Genomic DNA, 21,091 nt, shown 5'->3' with positions numbered 1-21,091 from the left:
CAGGAATGGCGAACAGATGAGCACCACTTCCACCAAGCTCGTGGAGATGCGCGGGCTGAAAGTCGCTTTCGACGGTGTGCAGGTTCTGCACGGAATCGACCTCGACATCACAAAGGGCGAGGCTGTCGGCCTGGTCGGTGAATCGGGTTGCGGGAAGTCCGTAACCTGGCTTGCGGCCCTCGGTCTGCTTCCTGGTAAGGCAAGCGTTGCCGGCTCGGTGAAGATAGATGGACAGGAGCTGCGCGGAGCCACACGCGCAACTCTTGAACACGTCCGCGGCGGACGTATCGCCATGATCTTTCAGGACCCCTCGAGTTCGCTCAATCCGGTTCTGAAGATCGGCGGTCAGATCACCGAGGCGCTTGCCATTCATCGCGGCCTGCGCGGCGAGGCGGGAAAGGTCGAGACGTGGCGGCTGATGGATATGGTTGGCATCCCGGATGTCCGGCGCCGTTTCGATCTCTATCCACACGAGTTCTCGGGCGGACAGTGTCAGCGCCTGATGATCGCCATGGCGCTGGCCGGAGCACCGGACCTTTTGATTGCGGACGAACCGACCACGGCGCTCGATGCCACGATCCAGGCACAGATCCTGGATCTGCTGATCTCTCTCAGGGCCGAAACCGGCATGGCCACCGTTTTCATCAGTCACGATCTCGGGGCCGTGTCGCAAGTTTGCGACCGTGTCTGCGTCATGTATGCCGGACGCATCGTCGAAGAAGGTAGGGTGGGTGAGCTTTTCGCCGATCCGCGTCATCCCTATACGCGCGGCCTCTTCGACGCCATCCCGAACATCGAGGGTCCTCGCCAAAGGTTGATTCCGATCGCCGGGACCGTTCCCGATCCGAGGTACTTGCCGAAGGGCTGCTCGTTCTCGCCGCGCTGTTCTCGCGCCATCGAGACCTGTCGCCACGAATTGCCACCGCTTGTTTTGATGGGTGAGGGCCGCCGGCTTGCGTGCGCTAGACCGGTTGCGCAGACGGCGATCGCCGTCGAAACAAGAGGCCTGATCGTAGAAGGGGCGGTGCAATGATGCCATTGATTGAAGCCCGCGACCTTGTTCGCATCTACCATGTCCGCCGCGGCCTGTTTGGGCATCCTTCGCCGGTGCGCGCGGTCGACGGCATCTCGCTCACCGTCACGCCGGGCGAAACGCTCGGCATCGTTGGGGAATCCGGTTCTGGAAAGTCGACACTTGGGCGCATGCTCCTCGGGATCGACGACGCAGACGAAGGCGAAGTTCGGTTCGAAGGGCGGGCAATGCCTGTACGGGGCACGTCCGATTGGCGGAAGCTCCGGGCGAAGATGCAGCTCGTCTACCAGGACCCGCTCGCCGCACTCGATCGTCGCCTGACGATCGCCACGCAGCTTGCTGAACCGCTGGAAATTCACCGGCTGATTCCAAATGAGCATCGCTCGGCCCGGGTATCGGAACTGATGAACGCGGTCGGCCTACGTCCCGATCAGGCCACGCGTTTCCCGCACGAATTGTCCGGTGGGCAGCGTCAGCGTGCCGTGATCGCGCGCGCAATTGCTTCCCGGCCAAAGCTTCTGGTTTGCGATGAACCCGTGTCGGCGCTCGACGTTTCGATCCAGGCGCAGATCGTCAATATGCTGCGCGATCTGCAGCAGCAATACAGCATCGCCATGGTATTCATCAGCCATGACCTCAAGGTGGTACGCAACGTCGCCGATCGGGTTGCGGTCATGTACCTCGGCCGCGTCGTCGAAGAGGCTTCGTCGGATGTCATCTTCCGCTCGCCGATGCACCCCTATACGCGCGCGCTGGTATCGAGCGTGCCACGTCCGGGGTCGCCCCTTCAGGCGCGCACGATTCTCCAGGGCGAGCCGCCCAATCCGGCAGATCGCCCGTCAGGCTGTGCTTTCCATCCGCGCTGCCCGCTGGCCCAAGACCTCTGCCGTGCGACGGCTCCGGTGCTGAGGCCGATAGATGACGGCCGTACTGTGGCCTGTCACGTGACAACCGGCAACGACGCCCAAAAAGCAGCATAGGGAAGGCATTCATGATCCGCTTCATTCTCGTGCGTTTGTTCCGGTCGCTGATCACAATCCTTGCCGTCGTCACATTCGCCTTCGTCGTGTTGCGGATGTCGGGGGACCCTGCGCAGGTCATGCTGGGTCCCGATGTGCCCCAGGATTCCGTCGACGCCTTCCGAAAGACCTGGGGCCTCGACCAACCGCTGTGGATCCAATATGTCGCCTATCTCAAATCGATCTTCACCGGCGATTTCGGTGTGTCGATGCGCGATAAAGCTTCGGCGCTGCACCTAGTTATGGAGCGCGTTCCCGCGACGTTGCAGTTGACGGTGCCGGCACTGCTCCTCAAATTGATCATCGGCATTCCAGCGGGCGTCTATGCGGCGTTGCATCGGCAGAGCTTTGCCGATCGGGGCGTGATCCTTCTTGCGATCTTCGGCTTCACCATTCCCTCCTTCGTCATGGGACTGGTGCTGGTGTTGATTTTCTCCGTGATGCTCGGCCTTCTGCCGTCGGGGGGCCAGGATACCTGGGCACACGGCATCCTGCCGACGATCACGATGAGCATCGGCGGAATCGGCATTCTTGCCCGCTTCTCGCGCAGCGCCATGATCGAGGTTATGGGGCAGCCCTACATCCGCACGGCGGCCGCGAAGGGTTTGAAGTGGCGTGACGTGATTTGGACCCACGCCTTGCCAAATGCGGCCGTCCCAATCGTGACCATTGTCGGTTTCATGGTCGGATCGCTGATCGCCGGTGCCGTCGTTGTGGAATCGATCTTCTCCTGGCCCGGCATCGGCCGTCTGCTGGTTGTCTCCGTAAGCAATCGTGACCTGGCGGTCGTTCAATGCATTCTCCTGATTATTGCCGCCACGATGGTTGTCTCCAACCTGATCGTGGACCTGCTCTACGGTTGGCTTGATCCGCGGTTGCGTTCGCACGCGGGACATTGAGGAAAATAACGATGGCTACTGCCGAATTCAGTGAAACGATGCCTGCCCGAAAGGCACCTGCCTGGATCTCGCGCCTGCGGCGAACCGTGCCGCCGCTCGTCGCGCTTTGCATCTTCTGGCTTATGGCCATGGTCGTGATCGCAGTCTTCGCCGATCAGGTCCGACCCTACCACATCACGGCCATGGACCTAAGCAGCCGCCTGACCGCACCGGGCACGGCCAAACACTGGCTCGGCACCGATGAACTTGGTCGCGACGTTCTTTCGCGCCTGATCCAGTCGATCCGTATCTCATTGGTCATCGCTTTCGGCGCGACGTTGCTTTCAGCAGTCTTTGGCACATTGCTTGGTTTTGCCGCCGCCCGCTTCCGCGGCTTTGTCGAGCATCTTGTGCTGATGCTCGCAGACTTTCAGGCGGCGTTGCCATTCCTGGTGATGTCGTTGGCGGTACTAGCATTCTTCGGCTCCTCCATGATCCTTCTCGTCTGCCTCATGGGCTTTTACGGATGGGAGCGCTATGCGCGTATCGCACGCGGCCTTGCTATCGCTGCCGGTGCTCAGGGGTTTGCTGCAGCCGTGGTGCAGCTCGGCGCTACCCCGATGCGCGTCTACCTACGGCACATTCTGCCCAATGTCGCGTCGACGCTGATCGTTTCAATGACACTGACCTTTCCGGAAATCATCCTGATGGAAAGCGGCCTCTCTTTCCTTGGCCTCGGTGTCCAGCCGCCCGAATCCAGCCTTGGCAACATGGTCGGCTTCGGACGCGAATACCTGACGCGAGCCCCTTGGATCATGCTGGCACCTGCCACCGTCATCATGTTGACGACGCTCTCCATCTCGCTTGTCGGCGATTGGCTGCGCGACAAGCTTGACCCCACCGTTACCTAAACGATCGTTCCAGGTCTCAGACCCGGCCGATTTTCCACGCGGCGCACTCGTCGCCGCTGCCACTGAGCCTCTAGTCTTCAACAAGGGATCTGCCATGACCAACATCATTTCGACCGGCTTCAATTCCGGTTCCACCGACGGAGAACTCGACAGCCTCGAAGCCGATCTGCGCCGCCTTGCCGCCCTTGGTGTCGAGACCGTGGAACTTGGCCTGACCAGTATCGACCTGATCGCCGGCGGTCGTGTCGTCAAGGAACGGACCGAGCGCCTGGCGGCACTGACGGTGCAGTTTCCGTTCCGCTACACGGTCCACGGGCTTGTTTCTTCCAATTTCATGGATCCGGCGACGGCGCGCTTCCAGATCGATGCTGCCAAGGCGCTCGTCGAGGTTTGCGACAGGATCGGTGCAAAGGTGATCGTGCAGCACGGCGGCCACCTGCGTGCCGACCAACTCTTCGAACGCGCCGGGGCAGATCAGCGCGAGCGCGAGGCTTTGTTCGAACTTGCTGAATTTGCAAAACGCTATGACGTTCGCGTTGCATTCGAAAACATCTTCACCACGGATCCGGGACAATACCGCCAAACGCCGGCCGAGGTCGCGGAGACAGTCAAGGCCGTTGGTCACCCGAACCTGGTGGCCCTGATCGATTTCAGCCACGCCTACATCGAGGCAACGTATCGCGGCCTGAACTTCCGTGAGCAGATCAGCGCCATGGCGCCGGTTGCCGGCCATCTCCATGTCCACGATTCCTTCGGCCGACCGCAGGCGTTCTACAAACCGTACCATCTGCAGGAATCGACCGCCCTTGGCATCGGCGACCTGCACATGCCGCTCGGCTGGGGCGATATCGGCTGGGAAGACATTTTCAGTGAACTCGAGTTTCTTCCGGGCACCGTCCTGATGATGGAAATCGGCGCGCGCTATCGCAACGAGCAGAGCGCGTCGCTGGAACGCGCAAGGCGACTGATCGCCCTAAACGGAGAGCGAGGGGCGATCGCCGCCGAATAGTCCGTCGACCAAGCCGCATGGCGACCCGTGAAAGGTCCGAAACACGGGTCGGCTTGCGGATTGATGGTGGATCGGCATGTCTCGACCGAGACTCCGGCCTCCATCATTCTCAACCGTATCCTACCCGCAGGTCGGTATTCGCGACCAGCGAAAGCCGTTGCCTCGCCGCAACGCGATGCGACCCGCGCACCACTGCCATGTATCAACTCAGTGCTCGGGTATCAGACCATCGGGCAGGTTGTCACAGGTTGGCGAGGACTGCGGTGGTGTCATGTTCGGGGATGTCTCCGATCTCGGCCATCTTGGCATCGAGCCTGGCAAGCATCTCAGCAAAGACATCAGCTAGAGCGGGGTCGTTAGCCCGGTTGTGCAGCTCGAACGGGTCCGCCTCACAATCGAAAAGCTCCCACTCGGGCGGCTCGTCGCCGGCATACGCTCCAAGCTCACCAAGCGGGTCATTGTACCAATAGATCAACTTGTAGCGGTTATCGCGCACCCCATAGTGAGCAAATGCATTGTGGAAATCATCCTTGTGCATCCAGTAGCGATGATAGGCGACGCACTGTTGATCATGGTCGGCTGTCTGCTCCAGCGTCGCGCGGATGCTCTTGCCCTGCATGTAAGTTGGCGTCGCCAGCCCCGCGTAGTCGAGGAATGTTGGTGCAAAATCGACATTGGTCGCAATTCTGTTCGAGCTCGTGCCTGCCTTGATTCCGGCCGGATAACGGATCAGAAACGGCATCTGCAGCGATTCCTCATACATGAACCGCTTGTCGAACCATCCATGCTCGCCGAGGAAGAATCCCTGATCGGATGTGTAGATAACGATGGTGTTCTCGCTCAGGCCCTCGGCGTCGAGATAGTCCAGAAGCCGGCCGACATTCTCGTCCACGGCGGCGACTGTCTGCAGATAGCGCATCATGAAACGCTGGTATTTGAACAGATCCAGTTCATCCTTATCGGTGAAAGCGTAGACCTCGCCCGTGTTTGTGTCGATCAGCCGCAGTTCCTTGCCCTCGGTGATCCCGGGGACCTTGCGCTGCGACCAGCCGGGCAGAAGAAGTTCACCGACTTCCTCTCCGCCCTCCGGCTGCACGAGCCCCAGATCCTTGTAGGTCATGTCCGAGCGGATACGCATCTTGGCAGCCGCCGCCGCCGCGGCGCGGTTCGAATAGTCGTCGCCGAACGTCTCAGGCACGGGCAGCTTGCCATCGGCATAGAGATGGCGATGACGAGGGTGCGGCTCGAAGCTGCGATGTGGCGCCTTATGGTGACACATCAGGAAGAACGGCTGCTCGCCGTCGCGCCGGCGCAGGAAATCCAGACATTTGTCGGTGATGATATCCGTGGCGTAGCCTTGCTCTGCGTGGGGGCCGGCCGGGTCGATCATGACAGGATCAAAATATTCTCCCTGGCCCGGCAGGATGGACCATTCATCAAATCCGGTTGGCTCGTGAGCCTTGCCTTCCCCCAGGTGCCACTTGCCGAAGATTGCAGTCCGGTATCCAGCGGCTCTCAGATGTTTGGCGACGTTCGGCAGCCGATTGTCGATATGTGTGTCGAGCGTCGTGACCAGATTGACGTGATTGTATGTGCCGGTAAGAATTGCCGCCCGGCTTGGCGTGCAGATCGAGTTGGTCACGTAGCATCTGTCGAGACGCATGCCTTCGTTGGCAATGCGGTCAAGATTGGGCGTACTGTTCAGACCCGAGCCATAGGCGGAAATCGCCCTGGCGGCATGGTCGTCCGACATGATGAAAAGGATGTTGGGCTTCTTGGTCATACGAGGCTCGCTGAGGGGTGCCCGACGCGCCACGCCGGGCAATGGGAAACTAGTTGCCGGCGTAGAGGTCGGCCAGGTAGTAGTCTTTCGGGTCGAGGGGGGCCTGCAGCTTGCCGAAGGCGACGAACTGGTCATTCAAGTCCTTCAGCCAGTTGAACACAGTGCCATCCTTTGTGGCGGCGACAAGCTCGGCCGACGTCAGGAACTGACCGTTCTGGCTCTCCGTCAAAAGAGGCTCGGCAGGAACACCGAGGAACTTGGCTGTTATATCGACCGAGCGCGGGACATCTGCGGCGCGATAGTCATTGGCGTCTTTCATCACGGCGATGAACTTCTTCACCAACTCGCGATCCTGGTCAGCTACCTCATTGCGCGCCACAAAGGCTGAGGGGAAGGAGTTGGCGGGATAGAAATCAGCGCTTTTGGCGACCTCCACAAGATCCGGCACCGTCTTTTTGATGATGCCAACCAGCGGATACCAGATGCCAGCGCCATCGATCTGTTTCGAGGCGAAAGCCGATACGACTGTCGGTGGATCCATCTTGATCACTTCGACATCGGAAAGCTGCATGCCGGCCTTGGCCAGTGCCAGCCGCAGTAGCATGTCGCCCGAGGTGCCCTCGGGTACGCCGATCTTCTTGCCCTTCAGGTCTGCCATCGAGTTGAGGCCGGCCTGGGCGATAACACGGTCGGACAGGCCGAGCGCGTTCATTGCGACAAGCTTGGCCTTGCCGGTCGCCGGCAGCCAGAGGGCACCCGGACCGACGTAGCCAAAATCGAGGTTGCCCGTGCCCAGCGCCTGAATCTGGATGGGGCCGTTGGTAAAGACCTTGAGCTCCGGCTCGAGACCATGCTTGGCCCAAAGGTCCTGAGCGCTCGCGATCGCTGTGAGGCTCGTACCGAAATAATCGGCGATGTAGCCGACCCGCACTGGCGTGGACTGGGCGAATGCGAAGCGCGTCGTCAGCGAGAGCGCTGGAACGGCAAGCGCGCCGGCCGCCGCTGTGGCCAGCAAATGCCGTCTGGTGAGTTTCATGTCGGGGTTCCTCCTCTTAGATGCTTGGTTCGCTCTGGGGTTTTTGATGATACACAGCATGCCAGACCCGGTTGCGGATATCCGCGAACGTCTGTGACAGACGGATTTGTTCGGTGCGCGGGTATGGCAGATCGACCGGGATGATATCGTGTAGCCGGCCGGGGCGAGCAGCCATGACAATGACGCGATTGGCGAGGTACACCGCCTCATCGACGTCATGAGTGATGAAGATCACCGTGCGCCGCTCTCGGGTCCATGTATCGAGCAGCTGATCCTGCATGTTCACGCGGGTCAATGCATCGAGTGCGCCAAAAGGTTCGTCCATGAGCAGGATTGAGGGGTTGACCGCGTAGGCGCGCGCAATAGCACATCGCTGCTTCATACCACCCGACAGGGTCTTGGGCAGCGCGTCGGCAAAGTCGGTCAGTCCGACCAGATTGATGAAGCGATCCGACACGCGCCTGCGCTCGGCTGCCGGCATGCCCTTTATACGAAGGCCGAATTCGACATTCTGGCGGACGGTCAGCCAGGGGAACAACGCATACTGCTGGAAGATGACGCCGCGTTCCGGTCCCGGACCGTCGACGCCCTTGCCATCGACAAGCACCCTGCCGTCGGACACTTCGGTGAGGCCGGCCGCGATGTTCATCGCCGTCGACTTGCCGCAGCCAGATGGTCCAACCACGGTGACGAACTCGCCATCGGCGATGTCCAGCGACAGGCGGTCCAGCGCAAGAAAGGTGCTGTCGCCCTCGCCAAAGCGCCGACTGACGTTTTGAAACGAGATCTTCGGCTCGGCTGTATGAGAAATGGTCATTGGACGCGCTCCTGCCATTGCGTGAGCCGGCGCTCCGCGGCCTGAACCAGGCGGTCCATGAAAAGCCCGAGAATGCCGATGCTTATCAGGCTGACGAAGATTGTCGGCAGGTCGTAGTAGAGTTGTGCCTGCTGCATCCGAAACCCGAGACCCGACTGCGCCGCGATCAACTCCGCAGCGACGACCGTCGCCCAGGCCGAACCGAGACCGATGCGCACGCCCACCAGGATGAACGGAGTGGAAGCCGGAATGATGACCCTCGGGAAAATAACGCGATCCTTCGCGCCCAGTACACGGGCGGCATTGATCAGCGTGCGGTCGACGCTGATCACGCCCTGATAGGTGGCGACGACACAGGAGAGGAAGGATGCGAGAAATATGACGAAGACCTTTGGCGCTTCATCGATGCCCATCGTGACGATCGCCAGCGGAATGACCGCCAGCGGCGGGATCATCCGGAAGAACTGGATATAGGGTTCGATCAAGGCACGCGCGACACGGTACCATCCCATCAAGAAGCCCACGGGGATGGCCAGTGCGACACCGAGAAAAAATCCCGTCAGGACACGACGCAGGCTGGACACGATATCGACCAGCAGCTGGCCACTCACGATCAGTTCGATGCCGCGGTGGAAGACGTCCATCGGCCCCGGCAAAACCACCAGCTTTGCCGCCGTGATCGCCCACCAGACGGCGACGCCGAATGCGAACGCAACAAGGTTGAGGATGATCGGAGGCCAGTCGGCGAGCGATCGGCTCCGCGCGCGTTGGGCGCCAGCGGACACTGCGTTCATTGCCTCACTCCCGAATAGAAAAAATGATCCAAAGCCACGGCCACGCCGCCGATCGCGCCCGAAAGCGGGCCAAAACCCGAGCGTTCAATCCGCAGGACATCACGCATATGCGGCATGACCCTGGGCGGCAAATTTCTGAGCAAATGGTCGAACAGGCTATCCGGGGCTTCACCCAGATGACCACCCAGAATGATCAGGTCGGGAGCCAGAAGATTGATGGCAATGGCCAGTGAGTCGGTCAGCCGGTCGAGCGTTGGCGCCCACGCTTCCGTTGCCTCAAGACGCTTCAGGAGATTGTCGGGTGCCTGACCCTTAAGGCCAACCGCGCGCATAAGCACGGCTTCGTTGACATAGCTTTCCAGGCAGCCGTGGTTACCGCAACTGCAGAGCGGACCATCGGTCGAAATCTGGATATGGCCCAGTTCGACGGCGCCATGGCCGCCTGGCCGAAACGGCATGCCGTCAACCACCAACCCGGCGCCCAGCCCAGTCCGTAAGTACACGTAGAGTACCCCAGGGACCTGGCGCCCGATGCCATATCTCACCTCGGCCAATGCCATGGAACTGACATTGTGCTCGAGGACGGCGGGTAGGCCGGTTTTCTCTTCGAACATGTCGGCCAACGGCAGGTTGCTCCAACCGGTGTTGATCGACACAAGAATGGAACGCTGGTCGGCATTCACGGGGCCCGGCACGGCAACACCGACGCCCAAAAGTCGAGGCTCTCCCAGCTCGCTCCTCAATCTGGATAGCGTTTCGGCAGCACGAGACACGACATCGTCCGGCTCTGTTTCCCGGACCGAAAAATCAAATGAAGCTATCGATTTAGCGCCGGCCTTAAGATCTGTGATCGCGATCTGAACGAGCCCGGCGCCGAGATGAATTCCGGCGACGTGGAAAGCGTCGGGGACGAGCCTGATTGCCTGTCCCGGCCTGCCGATGCCCGTGGTTTCCGTTACATCGCATTCCGCCACCACGCCAGCGCGCAACAATTGGGCGGTGACATGAGTCAGTGTGGTAGCCGACAGCTTGCTAGACCGCGCTAAGGACGCCCGGGACTGAGGGCCCCCATCCCGAAGAATGCAAAGTATTTGGCCGTGATGGACTCCCATCGTCTACCTCACGTTAATTTCTAAAGTTTAGAAATTAATTCGCTCTGCCTGTCAAGCGGAACCCTCGCGACTCCTCCCAGGCCCGATAGCAGATCCGGCGTAATCGTGCCGGGAGGCCTGAATAAGCTCGTCCGCGGAAAGGCTATGGAGCCGTTGGGTGGATATTGCGCGACGTGAGCTAAACGCCCGGCACTAGTGACGTCGACGCAGTGGAACAGCCGGATCGACGTGGATTGGATGCGGGATGAAGATGGCGACGTCCACGCCGTTACAAACTGGACGAAAGACCAATTGAAAGAGATGCCAGAACATCAAGACTGACCGCGTCAGGTCCGAGCTTACGTCTACACCGAAACGACCCCGGCGGAGCCGCCAGGTCGCGGCTCGGCAACGGATTGACGTTTTACCAGTGAACATTCGAGCTTTGCTATGGGATAGCGTCTTTTGCCTGGAGGCCGCTCCGGATGGAGATGTTCGATTGCCCATTGCCCCATGGCAAGATGTGGAAGGACGGAAGTCGTCAACGCCGGTACGAGATGTCGCGAGATTTCTTCGTCGTCGTAACCTACGACCGACATGTCCTGTGGGATGTGCAGTCCAGCATCTTTGAGCGCTTCGTAACACCCGACCGCAGTGCGGTCGTTCTGGCAGAATATTGCGGTCGGTCGGTCCCGCAAAGCAAGCAGCTTCTTCGTTGCGGTGTAGCCGGCGCTGGCAGACCAGTCTCCTTCGATAACCAATTCTGGATCGAAAGGGATATCGGCGGTCGCGAGCGCTCGGCGATATCCTGTAAGCCGGTCCTGCGCAGCCTGCATCCAGATTTCCCCAGTAATCGTCGCAATGCGCCAGTGTTTGTGCGCGATCAGATGCCGGGTTGCGCTCTGGCCTCCCGCAATCTCGCTCGGCACCACGGCGGGAAATGCAAAGTCTGCCGTGTAGCAATTCACCAGTACTGTAGGAATGTCGAGCTCATAGATATAAGGAGGGAGCTCCACCTCGCGAGTATAGATTGTCATGTAAATGAGCGCCGATATGCCGCCGTTTGTTAGCGCCCTTATTGCTCTTGGCTCCATGAAGGGATCGCTGAGTGTCTGCGTTACCAACAGCACATTGCCCGCCTTCCAGGAGGCCTGCCGCGCGCCTTCGATCGCAACGACCGCTTCGGGGCTGGTGGCGAGTTGATCGACGGCGAAGCCAATCACATTGTCCAGGCCGGAGTAGGTGGCCGCTGCCGCATAGGATGTTCCCACGTAGCCAAGCATGCGTGCCACGTCCAGAACGCGATCGCGGGTTTGCTGGGAGATGCGGGTGCCGGGTGTGTTGTTGAGAACGAAGGATACGGCTGCCTGGGAGCAGCCAGCCGCGGCAGCGATGTCCATCATTGTCACGCGCTCCCCGGGGCGAGACCTTCGTCGAGCCAGTTTATCCCTGGCAGGTTCACTTGCTTCCGGCGTCTTAGGTTTTCGCATTTGAGGTCTCGGCTGAGCGGAATAAAGGAGGTTCGATGTTCGTCATGGGTTATTAATATTAGCTTAAACTGGATAGGGCCAGCGTTGTATGGAGCAACGCAGTTTTGCCAATAGCTGCGCCATTTCCATCAATCCAGTGCCGCCAAGAGCCCAATCAAATAGTTTTGATCGGCATTGATAATAATTATTTACTAATTAAAAATCTTGTATACCGTCGGGGGGTGATCGGAGCTTATGCCCATTCTCGTCTGGTGACGGCCCTTGGAGGGGGCGTGTGCATTTGGCCGGCCGCAAGGCGAAACGGGCCCTCGCAATTGCGGCCCTGGGAGGTCTATTATGAAGCAGCTGAAGCGCAATGCAGCCCTATTTGTCGCCGGCTTGATGCTAAGCGCCGCGCCGATTGCGGTATCGCATGCAGCCGACAAACCCACACTGGCATTCGTCGTCAACGGGGCCTCGGACTTCTGGAAGGCCGCCGAGGCTGGCGTGAAGAAGGCCCAAGGCGAAATGCCGGACTATAACATGGAGCTCAAGTATCCTGAGCAGGCATCGGTTGCTGTTCAGCAGCGCCTGATGGAAGACCTGGTCAGCGCCGGCGTCAAGGGGGTCATGGTCTCTGCGGTTGATCCAAAGACCCAGACGGACGGCTTGAACAAGATTGGTTCGCAGACTGCTCTCTTCACCACGGACAGTGATGCGCCGCAGACCAACCGCGTGGCATATATAGGCTCGTCCAATATCGACGCTGGCCTGCAGGCCGCCGAAATAGCCAAGAAGGCAATGCCGGACGGTGGCAAATGCATCGGCTTTGTCGGTCTTCCCGGCGCTGACAATGCCAAGGAACGTATCCAGGGCATGAAGGATGGATTGAAGGGTACGAAGATCGAACTGACAGACGTACGTGGCGACGATATTGACCAGACGCGAGCCAAAAAGAACGTCGAGGACGCACTTGTCGCGAGCCCTGACATCACTTGCATGGTCGGCTTCTACTCCTACAACACACCGCGCATCTATGAAGCGTTGCGAGATGCGGGCAAGCTCGGTCAAATCACAGTCATCGGTTTTGATGACGATCCGATCACGCTCGGGGGCGTCAAGGAGGGAACGATTGCTGCCACCGTCGTACAGCAGCCGTTCGAATGGGCCTACCAGGGCATGAAGCTGATGGTCTCCTACCTCAAGGGCGACAAGTCCGGTGTTCCTGCCAACGGCTTGATCATCATCCCGACGGTGATCATCGGTAAGGATGACGTTGACAAGTATGCTGCCAGCCTGAAGGCTATGGCCGGGAAATAATCCTCCATCGCGGCGGCGGCATCTGCCGCTGTCGCGTCGGTCTTTTCATTCCGACAGCATACAGCCATGGACAGGCGATGAATCACAGCTCGGACATTCGATCACCGGACGCGCAAGCAACGCCATTCCTTTCGCTATCCGGTGTTGGCAAGACCTATCCAGGTGTCCTTGCGCTCGACGGCCTTTCGATCGACATTATGCCTGGAGAGGTCATTGGCCTCGTCGGCGAAAATGGCGCTGGAAAATCGACGCTGATGAAGATCCTTGGCGGCGTGATCGCTCCCGACCGGGGCACGATTGTGCTCGATGGCGCAGAACTTGGTTCTCTCACAGTTGGATCGAGCATCTCATCGGGTATCGCGTTCGTCCACCAGGAGCTTAATCTCTTCGAGAATCTTGACGTCGCTGCGAACGTCTTCCTAGGTCGTGAACCACTAAAGGCGGGACCGCTGAAGCTCGTCGATCGCGAACGGCTGAGAGAGATGGTGAAGCCGCTCTTGAAGCGCGTCGGTGCCCGCTTTTCTGCTGACACCGCCGTATCATCCCTTTCTCTGGCCGAGCAGCAGATGGTGGAAATCGCCAAGGCCCTTTCCATCAATGCACGGCTCGTCATTTTTGACGAACCCACGTCCAGCCTTCCACTGGCGGAGACCGAGCGGCTCTTGAGCGTCATCAAGTCGCTGAAAGCCGACGGTATTAGCGTGATCTTCATCTCGCACCGTCTCCACGAGGTCGAGCGCGTTGCCGATAGGGTCGTGGTGCTGCGAGACGGAACGCTTGCAGGCACGCTTGCCAAGGATGAGATCGGCCACGACCAGATGGTCAAACTGATGATCGGGCGCGTACTTACGGCCCGTACTGCAAAGCCGCAACGTGCGCCAGGCTCCGTCGCGCTGAAGGTGAGCGCTCTTCGAACCGAGGCTTATCCAAGCCGGCCCGTCGATCTGGAGATCAGGTATGGAGAAATCCTCGGACTTGCGGGCCTTGTAGGATCAGGGCGCACCGAGCTTGCAAGAGTACTCTTCGGGATAGACCGGAGTTACGGGGGAGCTGTTCTGCAAGACGGGCGAGAAATCTCGGTTGGTTCCGCGCGGGATGCCGTCGCTCACGGAATTTTCCTGGTGCCGGAGGATCGCAAGCGCAACGGTATACTTCTTGATTTTCCAATCGCCCAAAACATAACGCTTGCCAATCTTCCCGAGCTCGCCAGTCGCTTCATGCTCTCCGCCGAGAAGGAAAAGGCGGCTGCCGAAAAACAGCGGGCTCGCCTCAGCATCAAAGCGCCCTCTGTTTCGACGCGAACCGGCACTTTGTCCGGTGGCAACCAGCAGAAGGTTGTGCTGGCGAAATGGTTGTCGATGAGCCCGAAAGTGATGATTTTCGACGAGCCGACACGTGGCATTGATATCGGCGCAAAGAATGAAATCTACGGTCTTATGCGAGCACTTGCCGATGCCGGGGTCGCGGTTCTTATGATCTCCAGCGACATGGAAGAGGTGATCGGTGTGTCTGACCGAATTGCCGTCATGCACGAGGGTCAGATCGCCGGTATTCTGGATGACGACGAATTCAGCCAGGAAAGCGTCCTTTTGCTGGCTGTCGGCAAAAGGCCAAAATAGTTGCGATGGCGAACATGAACGAGCATCGGGGAATGGGTCTCGAATGACAAAAAAAGATCTGGGGCTGCTGCTGTTGATCGTGGTCGTCGGCATTGTCGTCGCCATCATCAATCCGCGCTTTCTGTTGCCAATCAACCTGGCGAATACCGCCAACCTGATCGGCCTATTCGGCATCCTGTCAATCGGCCAGGCATTCGTCATCATCACGGGCGGTATCGAACTTTCCGTCGGCTCGCTCGTCGCACTTCTCGGGGTATTGTTTGTCGATTTCATTGCGGTCCAGGAGATGTCCTGGATGTTGGCGCTTCCCCTTATTCTGGTGCTGGGAGCGGTCATCGGGGCCGTTCATGGCTGGCTGATCACGCGGCTGAACCTACAACCCTTCGTCGTCACCCTCTGTGGCCTCCTGATTTACCGCGGAGCGGCGCGTTTTTATACTGCCGACGGGACGGCGGGTTTCGCGTTCGGCCAGAATTTCCCAGACCTGGAATTCTTCACCGCCGGACGGTTCTACGGAGTTCCTAACACCTTCATCGCGCTCGTCATCATTGCAGTCGCCATGTGGGTGGTGTTGCATCGCTCCGTGTTCGGGCGCTACCTCTACGCGATCGGCAAAAATGAGGAAGCTGCCCGCTATTCCGGTATTCGCACCGACCGGATGGTTATCTCGGCCTATGTCATCTGCGGACTGCTTACCGCGCTTTCGGCGGTCTACTTCGCGATGTATACGCGCTCGATCTCGCCCGCGAGCCACGGCCAGTTCTACGAGCTTTACGCGATCGCCGCGGCCGTGTTGGGCGGGTTTTCGCTTCGTGGCGGCGAGGGATCGATTGTCGGCGTCGTGCTTGGCACCGTCCTGCTCCAGGAGTTGCAGAATCTCGTCAATCTGCTGGGCATCCCCTCATCGCTTAATTTTGCCGTAATGGGTGGCGTCATCCTCATTGGCGTCCTCATCGACCAGCAATGGCACGCCATCCGAGGCAAGCGCCGGATTGTTTCCGCCGCCCGCCGCACCGAAACCCGCCCTACCGACGAGGGCAAGTTGCCAGCGGTCGCCAATCAAGATTAAGGCTATCGGTCAACTTCGAACGCGGTTTTCTTTGAGTCAGTGTCGCATGACCCTCGAAACGATCGGTGCTTTCTTATCTGCTGCCGAACTCGAGCACTATCAGGACATTATAAGGTGGAAGGGCGACGAAGGATCAAGGTTCCGCGATCTGGTCGTCCTCCTCGCTCGCGGCGCGCGAAGACCCGCGTCGAAAAGATGACGCATGCCGACGGAAAATCAGCTCGTTGAGCAAAAAGAGAAGGAGGTTTCCCGAAGCTCTCAGGATTGCAATGTGGAACGCAGCGGCCTGCTCGACCCGGTCGTTTTCGTCCAGATTGGCCGCCATGCGGCGCGCAGCGCACGCCGAACTGCTGTTTCGTCGCCCTGGCTCTAGTTGCGCGCCGCCTTCGGCTCGGTCGCCATGCGCAGGGCGTAGAGGTCCGAGATCGAGAAGTCGGTCCCCTACCGCTAAGTTCGGCGCCGCGTCTGGCGCGAATTCAGCATCGAGGCCTTTTACGTCGCAACGTTAGGACTTCTCGCGGGAGATCAGTTTTGCCCCGACGGGGTGTGGCGGTGTCAAGCGGACAAAGATGATTGTCCCCGGGAACTGATCAAAGTCCGGCCCGTTACCCTCGATTGACAGGAGGATGAAATGTCGAACGTCTCAAGAGCCGGCAACGGCGAGGTCAATGACGCCACAAACTCCAACACCTTCGGGCGGTCCGTCGAAAGCTTGGGACAGATCGCAGACGCTGCCGCGGAAGGTGCACCCGGAACAAACGCTGAAGCGCTCGGAATCTATCGACTGGAGCCCATAGCTGCACCAAGCGACCCGCGATGGGCAAATGCTCCCGGCCACGGCATCGTGGTTGTCGCGGCAAGAACGTCAGGTGACGCACGTGTCGTCGCCGCAAGCCGCGAACTCGATTTCATGGAAGTCGACGCAGCGCCGGCCGACGACGTTACGACCGTCAATGCCAGCGCGTTCCGCGACGACAAGCTTTACACGGTAATCCAGATCGATCGCGGTAGGACAGACGTAGCTCGCGGTGTTCTGGAAGGCACGATTGGAGTCGATACAATACGGCCTACACAGCCAGATTGACCGCGTCGTGCAACTTCATGGGATTGCCGGCCAAGCCTATTCTCAGGTCCCGCGAGGATGACGACTTCGAGGGGACGGGGAGGTATTTCAAGTGTGGATGAGGTAAGGCGCGAGGTTCTCCAAGTTGCTGTGGCCGAGCCGGCTTTGCAAGGCTTAAATATTCGACGTCGAAAGCGAAAAGGAAGAAACCGCGCACCGTGGAAATCCAGGTTGCTAATACTTAGGTGAGAGCTTCGGTAAAAAAACAGCGATCAGGAAAAGGAAACCGCAGAGTCGAATGCCTGTAGCGTTTGTGGCGGTTGCGCCGGCCGCTAAGGCATCTGTTCCCAAAAATTTGCCCATCGAACGCCTCTGCCTGCGAAGCGGATGCCGCAGACATGGGACCGCTCGCGGAAGTGGACGGTGCAGATTTTCTGAAGCTCGAAGGGGAGCACCAGAAGCTGAGCCAGTCACTCTCCGACACGCCCAACACCGAAAACGCCGACCTCCGCCCGAAGCTCGATTTGATCAACACCGGTGGCTGCTATATGGCCAATCGACAAGTAATGACTGCGTTCGCATTGCAAGCTCGGTCTCGCGCCCGGTATTGTAGTGCCAAGGAACCGAGTCGGGAGATGAGGGATGAGATCACCGTGGCAGCTGATCAAGGGTTTTGCATCGGGCCGCAAGCCGGAAAAAGCGCGCGAACCGGCTGATGAGAGCGTGGGGATGGCTGATCCACGCGCCGAAGATCTTCGGGCATACCTTACTCTGCGGGCCGAATTGGTGAATTCCTCCGGTACGGGTCCGAATTCGACCGTTGACGTGAAGGAAGCGAATTGGGGGCCAGAATCTGTAGGTTTAACGGTCGACCTACCCGCACGAGATCAGTCGGATCCTCTGCTTGCCGAGCCGGAACAAGGCGGTTCTCTGGAGAGTCGTGATCAACCTTCGCCAGCCGCACCTGTTGTTCAGTCTGCCAAAGATGAAGCGGGGACGGGCGTCCTCACAGGAGGTCAAAAAAGGCAAAGAGAAAATGCCGTTCGAGCGCAAAAAAGTGCCTGGAAACCGCCTGTCATCACGATTGAGGTGGAGGAGCAAAGGGCGGCGAGGGAAACGTTCGTTAATGAAGCCACTGAATTGGAAATCGAAATTAAGGTGCTTAGATCGCAGCTCTCTGGGAAACTACGTGACCAGAACGCGCAGTTACGTCGCATGCTTGAGCGTTACGACGACAAGTAAGAGCATCGCGACATGGGGCTTGGCGCCTCTGTCGACGAGCATTTTGCGCCAAGAATTATGAGCGCCGCTGTGGTAGTATAAGTAATCGAACACCACGTTGCGCCAAATGCCCATCCGGCCGTTCTCGCAAACAATTGCTCCAACTCGGGCAGCACGGCATCTGGTCCGGACACCGCTGCGTCGTGTCAGAATCGGAAGCTTCTGGTTGTTTGGTATCCACTCGCAGAACACAGGTTTGAGTTTGCTCGATACGGTCCTTCCGCTCCACCGTGGCAATTGCCATTCCCTTCAGCCGCGTGGCATCTTCGACATTCGTTTGCAGTCGGGCGAAAGATGCGGCTGCTCGATCGCATCAGGGTCTCTATTTTACGTATATTCCTTGTGTGCTCGGTCCGGATCGTGAGCAAAGCCGTATATCAGCTGTCGCCAGAATGGGATGCAAGCTCAGGTGCGCCCGCCTGTCTCTGCCCTTCACTATTTCTCCAGTGCGCGCTCCAGGCCAAGTCCCGTTTCGCCTTTTCGCTGTCCACGGTGCCATCGTCTTCTGCGATGTTATAAATCCCGCTAGAGCCAAGAAGAACGGCCTGGGCGGCTGCCTTGGCGGCCGCGTCGACATGAAGCGGGGCTGGTCCTCCAGGTACTCCAAACCCAGTGCCTGGTCCGTACAAGCGGCCATAGCGGAGCACGATACCGATCAAGGGAGCCGCGATCACTTGCTGTTCCAGACTAGCGACCCCTCTTGCAGATACACCGGCCCGTCCTTCGGAAGCAATCGCCAGCGGATCGTCCTCGTGATACGGCAACTTCTTCTCGGCATACGCGAAAGCAACACTTTGGGCGATGAACCGCGTCACGCCTGCCTTGACTGCGACATCTACAAGGTTGCGCGTTCCGACTTCCCGGATTCTAGCATTGCGAATAGCTGCCTCAGCCATTCGAGAAGGATCCAGGCCAGGCGGCAGGTCAGTGAGTTGGTGAATGACCACAGAGGCATTCGCGTTTCGGAGAGCGCCCGAAAGTGCGGGTGCATCAAACACGTCGACGATCCTTGGTTCTACGCCAGCTGCTTCAAGAAGGGCCGCCTTTTCTTTTGATCTCGTGCTCCCCACCACCCGCCAGCCCTCGGCCACCAGCAAAGGGACCAAATGGCGTCCAATGGCCCCGCTTGCACCTGCCAGGAAGACGGTCTTGGTCATCTCAACCCCCTTGTTCGACTGGATTCTAGAAACGCAACATGTTATCAGAGCTTTGGCAACATATAAGAGCTCTTATAATATGAAAAATCAACCTGGCAAACCTCGCCTCCCGGATCCCGGGGAAGGAAAACGCGGTAACGATGGACACATAGGTTATCTACTGAGACAGGCCGCTGGTGCGTATCGAAACAGCCTTGAGCGTGCGTTGGCAAACCTCTGCGTCACGCCGTCTCAATTTGCCGTCATGACGATGATCAAAGCATATCCTGGTCAATCCAGCGCGGACCTCGCGCGAATGGCACTGCTTACGCCACAGACGGTCGGTGTCATTGTCTCGAACCTGGAGCGAGCACAGATCATTCTCAGGGAAAGTCATGCCGTGCACGGGCGCATCCAACAGATCGCGCTCACTGAAGAGGGCACATCGCTTCTGGCTCAGTGTCGGGAGCGTGTAGACATGTTGGAAAACAAGCTTATCGAGGGGTTCGCCGATGGCGAAGAAGCAGCCATTCGTCGGTGGCTCGTTCGCATTGCAACCGCCCGGTAATACGCCTGCCTAATGGAACGGATCTCGCGGTCGGCGTCTGATCATACCGTCAACCCACGCGTTTCATAAAGCGTGTTGACTTTTCTGTGGCTCGGGAAGCTCGATCTCGGTGGCACGAATAGCGGGGCTGAGTGCAAACAAATCGTGGAGGATATGATGCCAATCGATTTCCAGGGAAGCTACATTGATAGAGCGGCTCTCGTCATTATGCACTATCAAGTTGATGTGTTCGCTATCCTCTTCGGGGAGCAGCCCTCGCCGTCGCTGGATCGGTGTAACGCTTTGATCAGGCAGTGGCGCGCCACTGGCCGGCCCGTGCTGTTCCCTAACTTCTCGTTGGGCAAAGAGTATGAACATGCCCCGCCCGCAAGCAACCGCCAAATTTCACCGTATGCACAGTCCGGATACTTTCGTACCGGTTTGCCCGTCGCAGGGCTTGCGGTCGAACAAGGTGACCTTTTCTATGCATGTCGGCGGGCGAGTGTCTTTTATGGCACCTCGCTCGATGCGGACCTCCGGACGCGCGGCGTAAGCACGCTCGTCATGGCCGGGATAAGCACCACCGGTGTTGTTCTTTCAAGTGTTGCATGGGCCTGTGATGCAGACTACGACGTGCGCATGGTTCAGGATTGCTGCTATGACCCGGATCAGGACGCACACGAGGCTCTCTTTCGTTCCGGGTTCGGTGGACGCGCGCAGATCGTGTGACGCTCGCGTATCGCGCGGATACACACGACGCCGATGTACGGCCTGGCAACGCCGGTTTTTGCCGATGGTGGCGCAGTATGACGCGCCGCCTCCTGCCAGACCCTGTCCCGACGGTCATTTTCAGGCTCCAGATCGATAAAGAACAGCGGATCGGCGAGCAGTTGAGCCCGCGGGGGGCAAGCTGTATTTTTAGCATTCTGAACATGGGTGACAGTTTTGCTTCGAAAGTTAAAGCCCGCCGCTTGACGAGCTACGCAACAACAAGATGCCTGCCACCCATATTTTGTGAGGCGGTAGTCGCCGCTTTGCACGGCCTTGATTACCGCACCGAGAGCGTCTTCGCGGGTAAACGCACCTATCGACATAGAATGCCGTTCGAGCTGGCGCAGCGTAAGCGCCGTCTCCGCCCCATTGGATTGGCTATATTTTGAGGCTTGCTGCGTGTGCGAGAAGGTTTCCAGGACTAACTGGAGATTTGCATGGCAGA

At 58.9% G+C, this 21,091-nt stretch carries 21 protein-coding genes and 1 pseudogene; 14 read left to right on the top strand and 8 right to left on the bottom strand.

The genetic code is table 11. The features are described 5' to 3' along the window. Positions 1–16 precede the first annotated feature (16 nt). From ASC97_RS22205 to ASC97_RS22185, 5 genes are all read left to right on the top strand, one after another. On the top strand, positions 17–1,033 hold the full coding sequence (locus ASC97_RS22205; protein WP_057470522.1) for an ABC transporter ATP-binding protein: 1,017 nt from the start codon (positions 17–19) through the stop codon (positions 1,031–1,033). Beyond that, positions 1,030–2,013 carry an ABC transporter ATP-binding protein gene (locus tag ASC97_RS22200; protein ID WP_057470521.1) on the top strand — a complete coding sequence of 328 codons (984 nt, stop codon included), beginning with the start codon at positions 1,030–1,032 and terminating at the stop codon, positions 2,011–2,013. The genes ASC97_RS22205 and ASC97_RS22200 overlap by 4 nt, the downstream gene beginning before the upstream one ends. 11 nt (positions 2,014–2,024) lie before the next feature. After that, positions 2,025–2,951, top strand: a complete 927-nt coding sequence (locus tag ASC97_RS22195; RefSeq protein ID WP_057470520.1) for an ABC transporter permease — start codon at positions 2,025–2,027, stop codon at positions 2,949–2,951. Positions 2,952–2,962: 11 nt separating this feature from the next. Continuing rightward, complete coding sequence (locus tag ASC97_RS22190; RefSeq protein WP_057470519.1) at positions 2,963–3,841, top strand: ABC transporter permease; 879 nt, start codon at positions 2,963–2,965, stop codon at positions 3,839–3,841. Between the two features lie 94 nt (positions 3,842–3,935). Beyond that, positions 3,936–4,850: a TIM barrel protein gene (locus tag ASC97_RS22185; RefSeq protein WP_057470518.1), complete on the top strand. Its 915-nt coding sequence runs from the start codon at positions 3,936–3,938 to the stop codon at positions 4,848–4,850. A gap of 241 nt (positions 4,851–5,091) precedes the next feature. Here ASC97_RS22185 and ASC97_RS22180 read toward each other — a convergent pair whose 3' ends face one another. From ASC97_RS22180 to ASC97_RS22160, 5 genes are read right to left on the bottom strand one after another with little or no spacing between them, the layout of a single operon-like run. Beyond that, positions 5,092–6,633: a sulfatase family protein gene (locus ASC97_RS22180; RefSeq protein WP_057470517.1), complete on the bottom strand. Its 1,542-nt coding sequence runs from the start codon at positions 6,631–6,633 to the stop codon at positions 5,092–5,094. A 49-nt stretch (positions 6,634–6,682) separates the two neighbouring features. Further along, complete coding sequence (locus ASC97_RS22175; protein ID WP_082530100.1) at positions 6,683–7,669, bottom strand: aliphatic sulfonate ABC transporter substrate-binding protein; 987 nt, start codon at positions 7,667–7,669, stop codon at positions 6,683–6,685. Positions 7,670–7,685: 16 nt separating this feature from the next. Next, a complete protein-coding gene (locus ASC97_RS22170) occupies positions 7,686–8,486 on the bottom strand; it encodes an ABC transporter ATP-binding protein (RefSeq protein WP_057470516.1) in 801 nt (266 codons plus the stop codon). Beyond that, on the bottom strand, positions 8,483–9,280 hold the full coding sequence (locus ASC97_RS22165) for an ABC transporter permease (RefSeq protein WP_057470515.1): 798 nt from the start codon (positions 9,278–9,280) through the stop codon (positions 8,483–8,485). Before ASC97_RS22165 ends, ASC97_RS22170 begins: the two co-directional genes overlap by 4 nt. Next, entirely contained in the window at positions 9,277–10,392 is a 1,116-nt protein-coding gene (locus ASC97_RS22160; RefSeq protein ID WP_057470514.1) for an ROK family transcriptional regulator, read from the bottom strand. The genes ASC97_RS22165 and ASC97_RS22160 overlap by 4 nt, the downstream gene beginning before the upstream one ends. Before the next feature lie 225 nt (positions 10,393–10,617). On the opposite strand from ASC97_RS22160, the pseudogene ASC97_RS35485 reads away from it, so the two are divergent. Beyond that, a pseudogene (locus ASC97_RS35485) lies at positions 10,618–10,713 on the top strand (PRC-barrel domain containing protein); the annotation flags it as partial. 23 nt (positions 10,714–10,736) lie between these two features. On the opposite strand, the gene ASC97_RS22155 reads toward ASC97_RS35485, so the two are convergent. Next, a complete protein-coding gene (locus ASC97_RS22155) occupies positions 10,737–11,861 on the bottom strand; it encodes a LacI family DNA-binding transcriptional regulator (RefSeq protein WP_057470513.1) in 1,125 nt (374 codons plus the stop codon). A 336-nt stretch (positions 11,862–12,197) separates the two neighbouring features. Between ASC97_RS22155 and ASC97_RS22150 the strand changes: the two genes are divergently transcribed. The 6 genes from ASC97_RS22150 (at position 12,198) to ASC97_RS22120 (ending at position 18,153) form a co-directional block, all read left to right on the top strand. Next, a complete protein-coding gene (locus ASC97_RS22150; protein ID WP_057470512.1) occupies positions 12,198–13,160 on the top strand; it encodes a sugar-binding protein in 963 nt (320 codons plus the stop codon). Between the two features lie 77 nt (positions 13,161–13,237). Then, positions 13,238–14,779, top strand: coding sequence for a sugar ABC transporter ATP-binding protein (locus ASC97_RS22145; protein ID WP_057470511.1), 1,542 nt, complete (start codon positions 13,238–13,240; stop codon positions 14,777–14,779). Positions 14,780–14,822: 43 nt separating this feature from the next. Then, a complete protein-coding gene (locus ASC97_RS22140) occupies positions 14,823–15,848 on the top strand; it encodes an ABC transporter permease (protein WP_057470510.1) in 1,026 nt (341 codons plus the stop codon). A 202-nt stretch (positions 15,849–16,050) separates the two neighbouring features. Further along, positions 16,051–16,221, top strand: coding sequence for a hypothetical protein (locus ASC97_RS34120; protein ID WP_156390418.1), 171 nt, complete (start codon positions 16,051–16,053; stop codon positions 16,219–16,221). 258 nt (positions 16,222–16,479) lie between these two features. Further along, on the top strand, positions 16,480–16,932 hold the full coding sequence (locus ASC97_RS22130; RefSeq protein WP_057470508.1) for a hypothetical protein: 453 nt from the start codon (positions 16,480–16,482) through the stop codon (positions 16,930–16,932). A 621-nt stretch (positions 16,933–17,553) separates the two neighbouring features. Beyond that, entirely contained in the window at positions 17,554–18,153 is a 600-nt protein-coding gene (locus tag ASC97_RS22120; RefSeq protein ID WP_156390417.1) for a hypothetical protein, read from the top strand. A 416-nt stretch (positions 18,154–18,569) separates the two neighbouring features. On the opposite strand, the gene ASC97_RS22115 is transcribed toward ASC97_RS22120, so the two are convergent. Then, positions 18,570–19,349: an NAD-dependent epimerase/dehydratase family protein gene (locus tag ASC97_RS22115; RefSeq protein WP_057470505.1), complete on the bottom strand. Its 780-nt coding sequence runs from the start codon at positions 19,347–19,349 to the stop codon at positions 18,570–18,572. Between ASC97_RS22115 and ASC97_RS22110 the strand changes: the two genes are divergently transcribed. Next, complete coding sequence (locus ASC97_RS22110) at positions 19,342–19,896, top strand: MarR family winged helix-turn-helix transcriptional regulator (protein WP_338012532.1); 555 nt, start codon at positions 19,342–19,344, stop codon at positions 19,894–19,896. The two genes, ASC97_RS22115 and ASC97_RS22110, sit on opposite strands and share 8 nt — an antisense overlap. Before the next feature lie 156 nt (positions 19,897–20,052). Then, the gene (locus ASC97_RS22105) at positions 20,053–20,604 is read left to right on the top strand and encodes an isochorismatase family cysteine hydrolase (RefSeq protein ID WP_244481540.1); all 552 of its coding nucleotides are present in this window, start codon (positions 20,053–20,055) and stop codon (positions 20,602–20,604) included. Here ASC97_RS22105 and ASC97_RS34910 read toward each other — a convergent pair. Next, positions 20,544–21,091, bottom strand: a 548-nt coding sequence (locus ASC97_RS34910; RefSeq protein ID WP_210171775.1) for a hypothetical protein, incomplete at its 5' end; no start/stop codon positions are given. The two genes, ASC97_RS22105 and ASC97_RS34910, sit on opposite strands and share 61 nt — an antisense overlap.

It is taken from the genome of Rhizobium sp. Root1203 (assembly GCF_001424945.1).
In the GTDB taxonomy this organism is placed as follows: domain Bacteria; phylum Pseudomonadota; class Alphaproteobacteria; order Rhizobiales; family Rhizobiaceae; genus Rhizobium.
The sequence above is the reverse complement of the archived record's forward strand: the minus strand, read 5'-3'. Positions and strand labels throughout refer to the sequence as shown.

Excerpts from the sequence above, each read along its gene's own strand:
- ASC97_RS22130 (WP_057470508.1), top strand. The coding sequence starts at position 16,480 with ATGTCGAACGTCTCAAGAGCCGGCAACGGCGAGGTCAATGACGCCACA.
- ASC97_RS22155 (WP_057470513.1), bottom strand. The coding sequence starts at position 11,861 with ATGCGAAAACCTAAGACGCCGGAAGCAAGTGAACCTGCCAGGGATAAA.
- ASC97_RS22205 (WP_057470522.1), top strand. The coding sequence starts at position 17 with ATGAGCACCACTTCCACCAAGCTCGTGGAGATGCGCGGGCTGAAAGTC.
- ASC97_RS22185 (WP_057470518.1), top strand. The coding sequence starts at position 3,936 with ATGACCAACATCATTTCGACCGGCTTCAATTCCGGTTCCACCGACGGA.
- ASC97_RS22160 (WP_057470514.1), bottom strand. The coding sequence starts at position 10,392 with ATGGGAGTCCATCACGGCCAAATACTTTGCATTCTTCGGGATGGGGGC.
- ASC97_RS22145 (WP_057470511.1), top strand. The coding sequence starts at position 13,238 with ATGAATCACAGCTCGGACATTCGATCACCGGACGCGCAAGCAACGCCA.
- ASC97_RS22175 (WP_082530100.1), bottom strand. The coding sequence starts at position 7,669 with ATGAAACTCACCAGACGGCATTTGCTGGCCACAGCGGCGGCCGGCGCG.
- ASC97_RS22170 (WP_057470516.1), bottom strand. The coding sequence starts at position 8,486 with ATGACCATTTCTCATACAGCCGAGCCGAAGATCTCGTTTCAAAACGTC.
- ASC97_RS22200 (WP_057470521.1), top strand. The coding sequence starts at position 1,030 with ATGATGCCATTGATTGAAGCCCGCGACCTTGTTCGCATCTACCATGTC.
- ASC97_RS22120 (WP_156390417.1), top strand. The coding sequence starts at position 17,554 with ATGAGATCACCGTGGCAGCTGATCAAGGGTTTTGCATCGGGCCGCAAG.
- ASC97_RS22180 (WP_057470517.1), bottom strand. The coding sequence starts at position 6,633 with ATGACCAAGAAGCCCAACATCCTTTTCATCATGTCGGACGACCATGCC.
- ASC97_RS34120 (WP_156390418.1), top strand. The coding sequence starts at position 16,051 with ATGCCGACGGAAAATCAGCTCGTTGAGCAAAAAGAGAAGGAGGTTTCC.
- ASC97_RS22115 (WP_057470505.1), bottom strand. The coding sequence starts at position 19,349 with ATGACCAAGACCGTCTTCCTGGCAGGTGCAAGCGGGGCCATTGGACGC.
- ASC97_RS22140 (WP_057470510.1), top strand. The coding sequence starts at position 14,823 with ATGACAAAAAAAGATCTGGGGCTGCTGCTGTTGATCGTGGTCGTCGGC.
- ASC97_RS22105 (WP_244481540.1), top strand. The coding sequence starts at position 20,053 with ATGCCAATCGATTTCCAGGGAAGCTACATTGATAGAGCGGCTCTCGTC.
- ASC97_RS22165 (WP_057470515.1), bottom strand. The coding sequence starts at position 9,280 with ATGAACGCAGTGTCCGCTGGCGCCCAACGCGCGCGGAGCCGATCGCTC.
- ASC97_RS22190 (WP_057470519.1), top strand. The coding sequence starts at position 2,963 with ATGGCTACTGCCGAATTCAGTGAAACGATGCCTGCCCGAAAGGCACCT.
- ASC97_RS22195 (WP_057470520.1), top strand. The coding sequence starts at position 2,025 with ATGATCCGCTTCATTCTCGTGCGTTTGTTCCGGTCGCTGATCACAATC.
- ASC97_RS22150 (WP_057470512.1), top strand. The coding sequence starts at position 12,198 with ATGAAGCAGCTGAAGCGCAATGCAGCCCTATTTGTCGCCGGCTTGATG.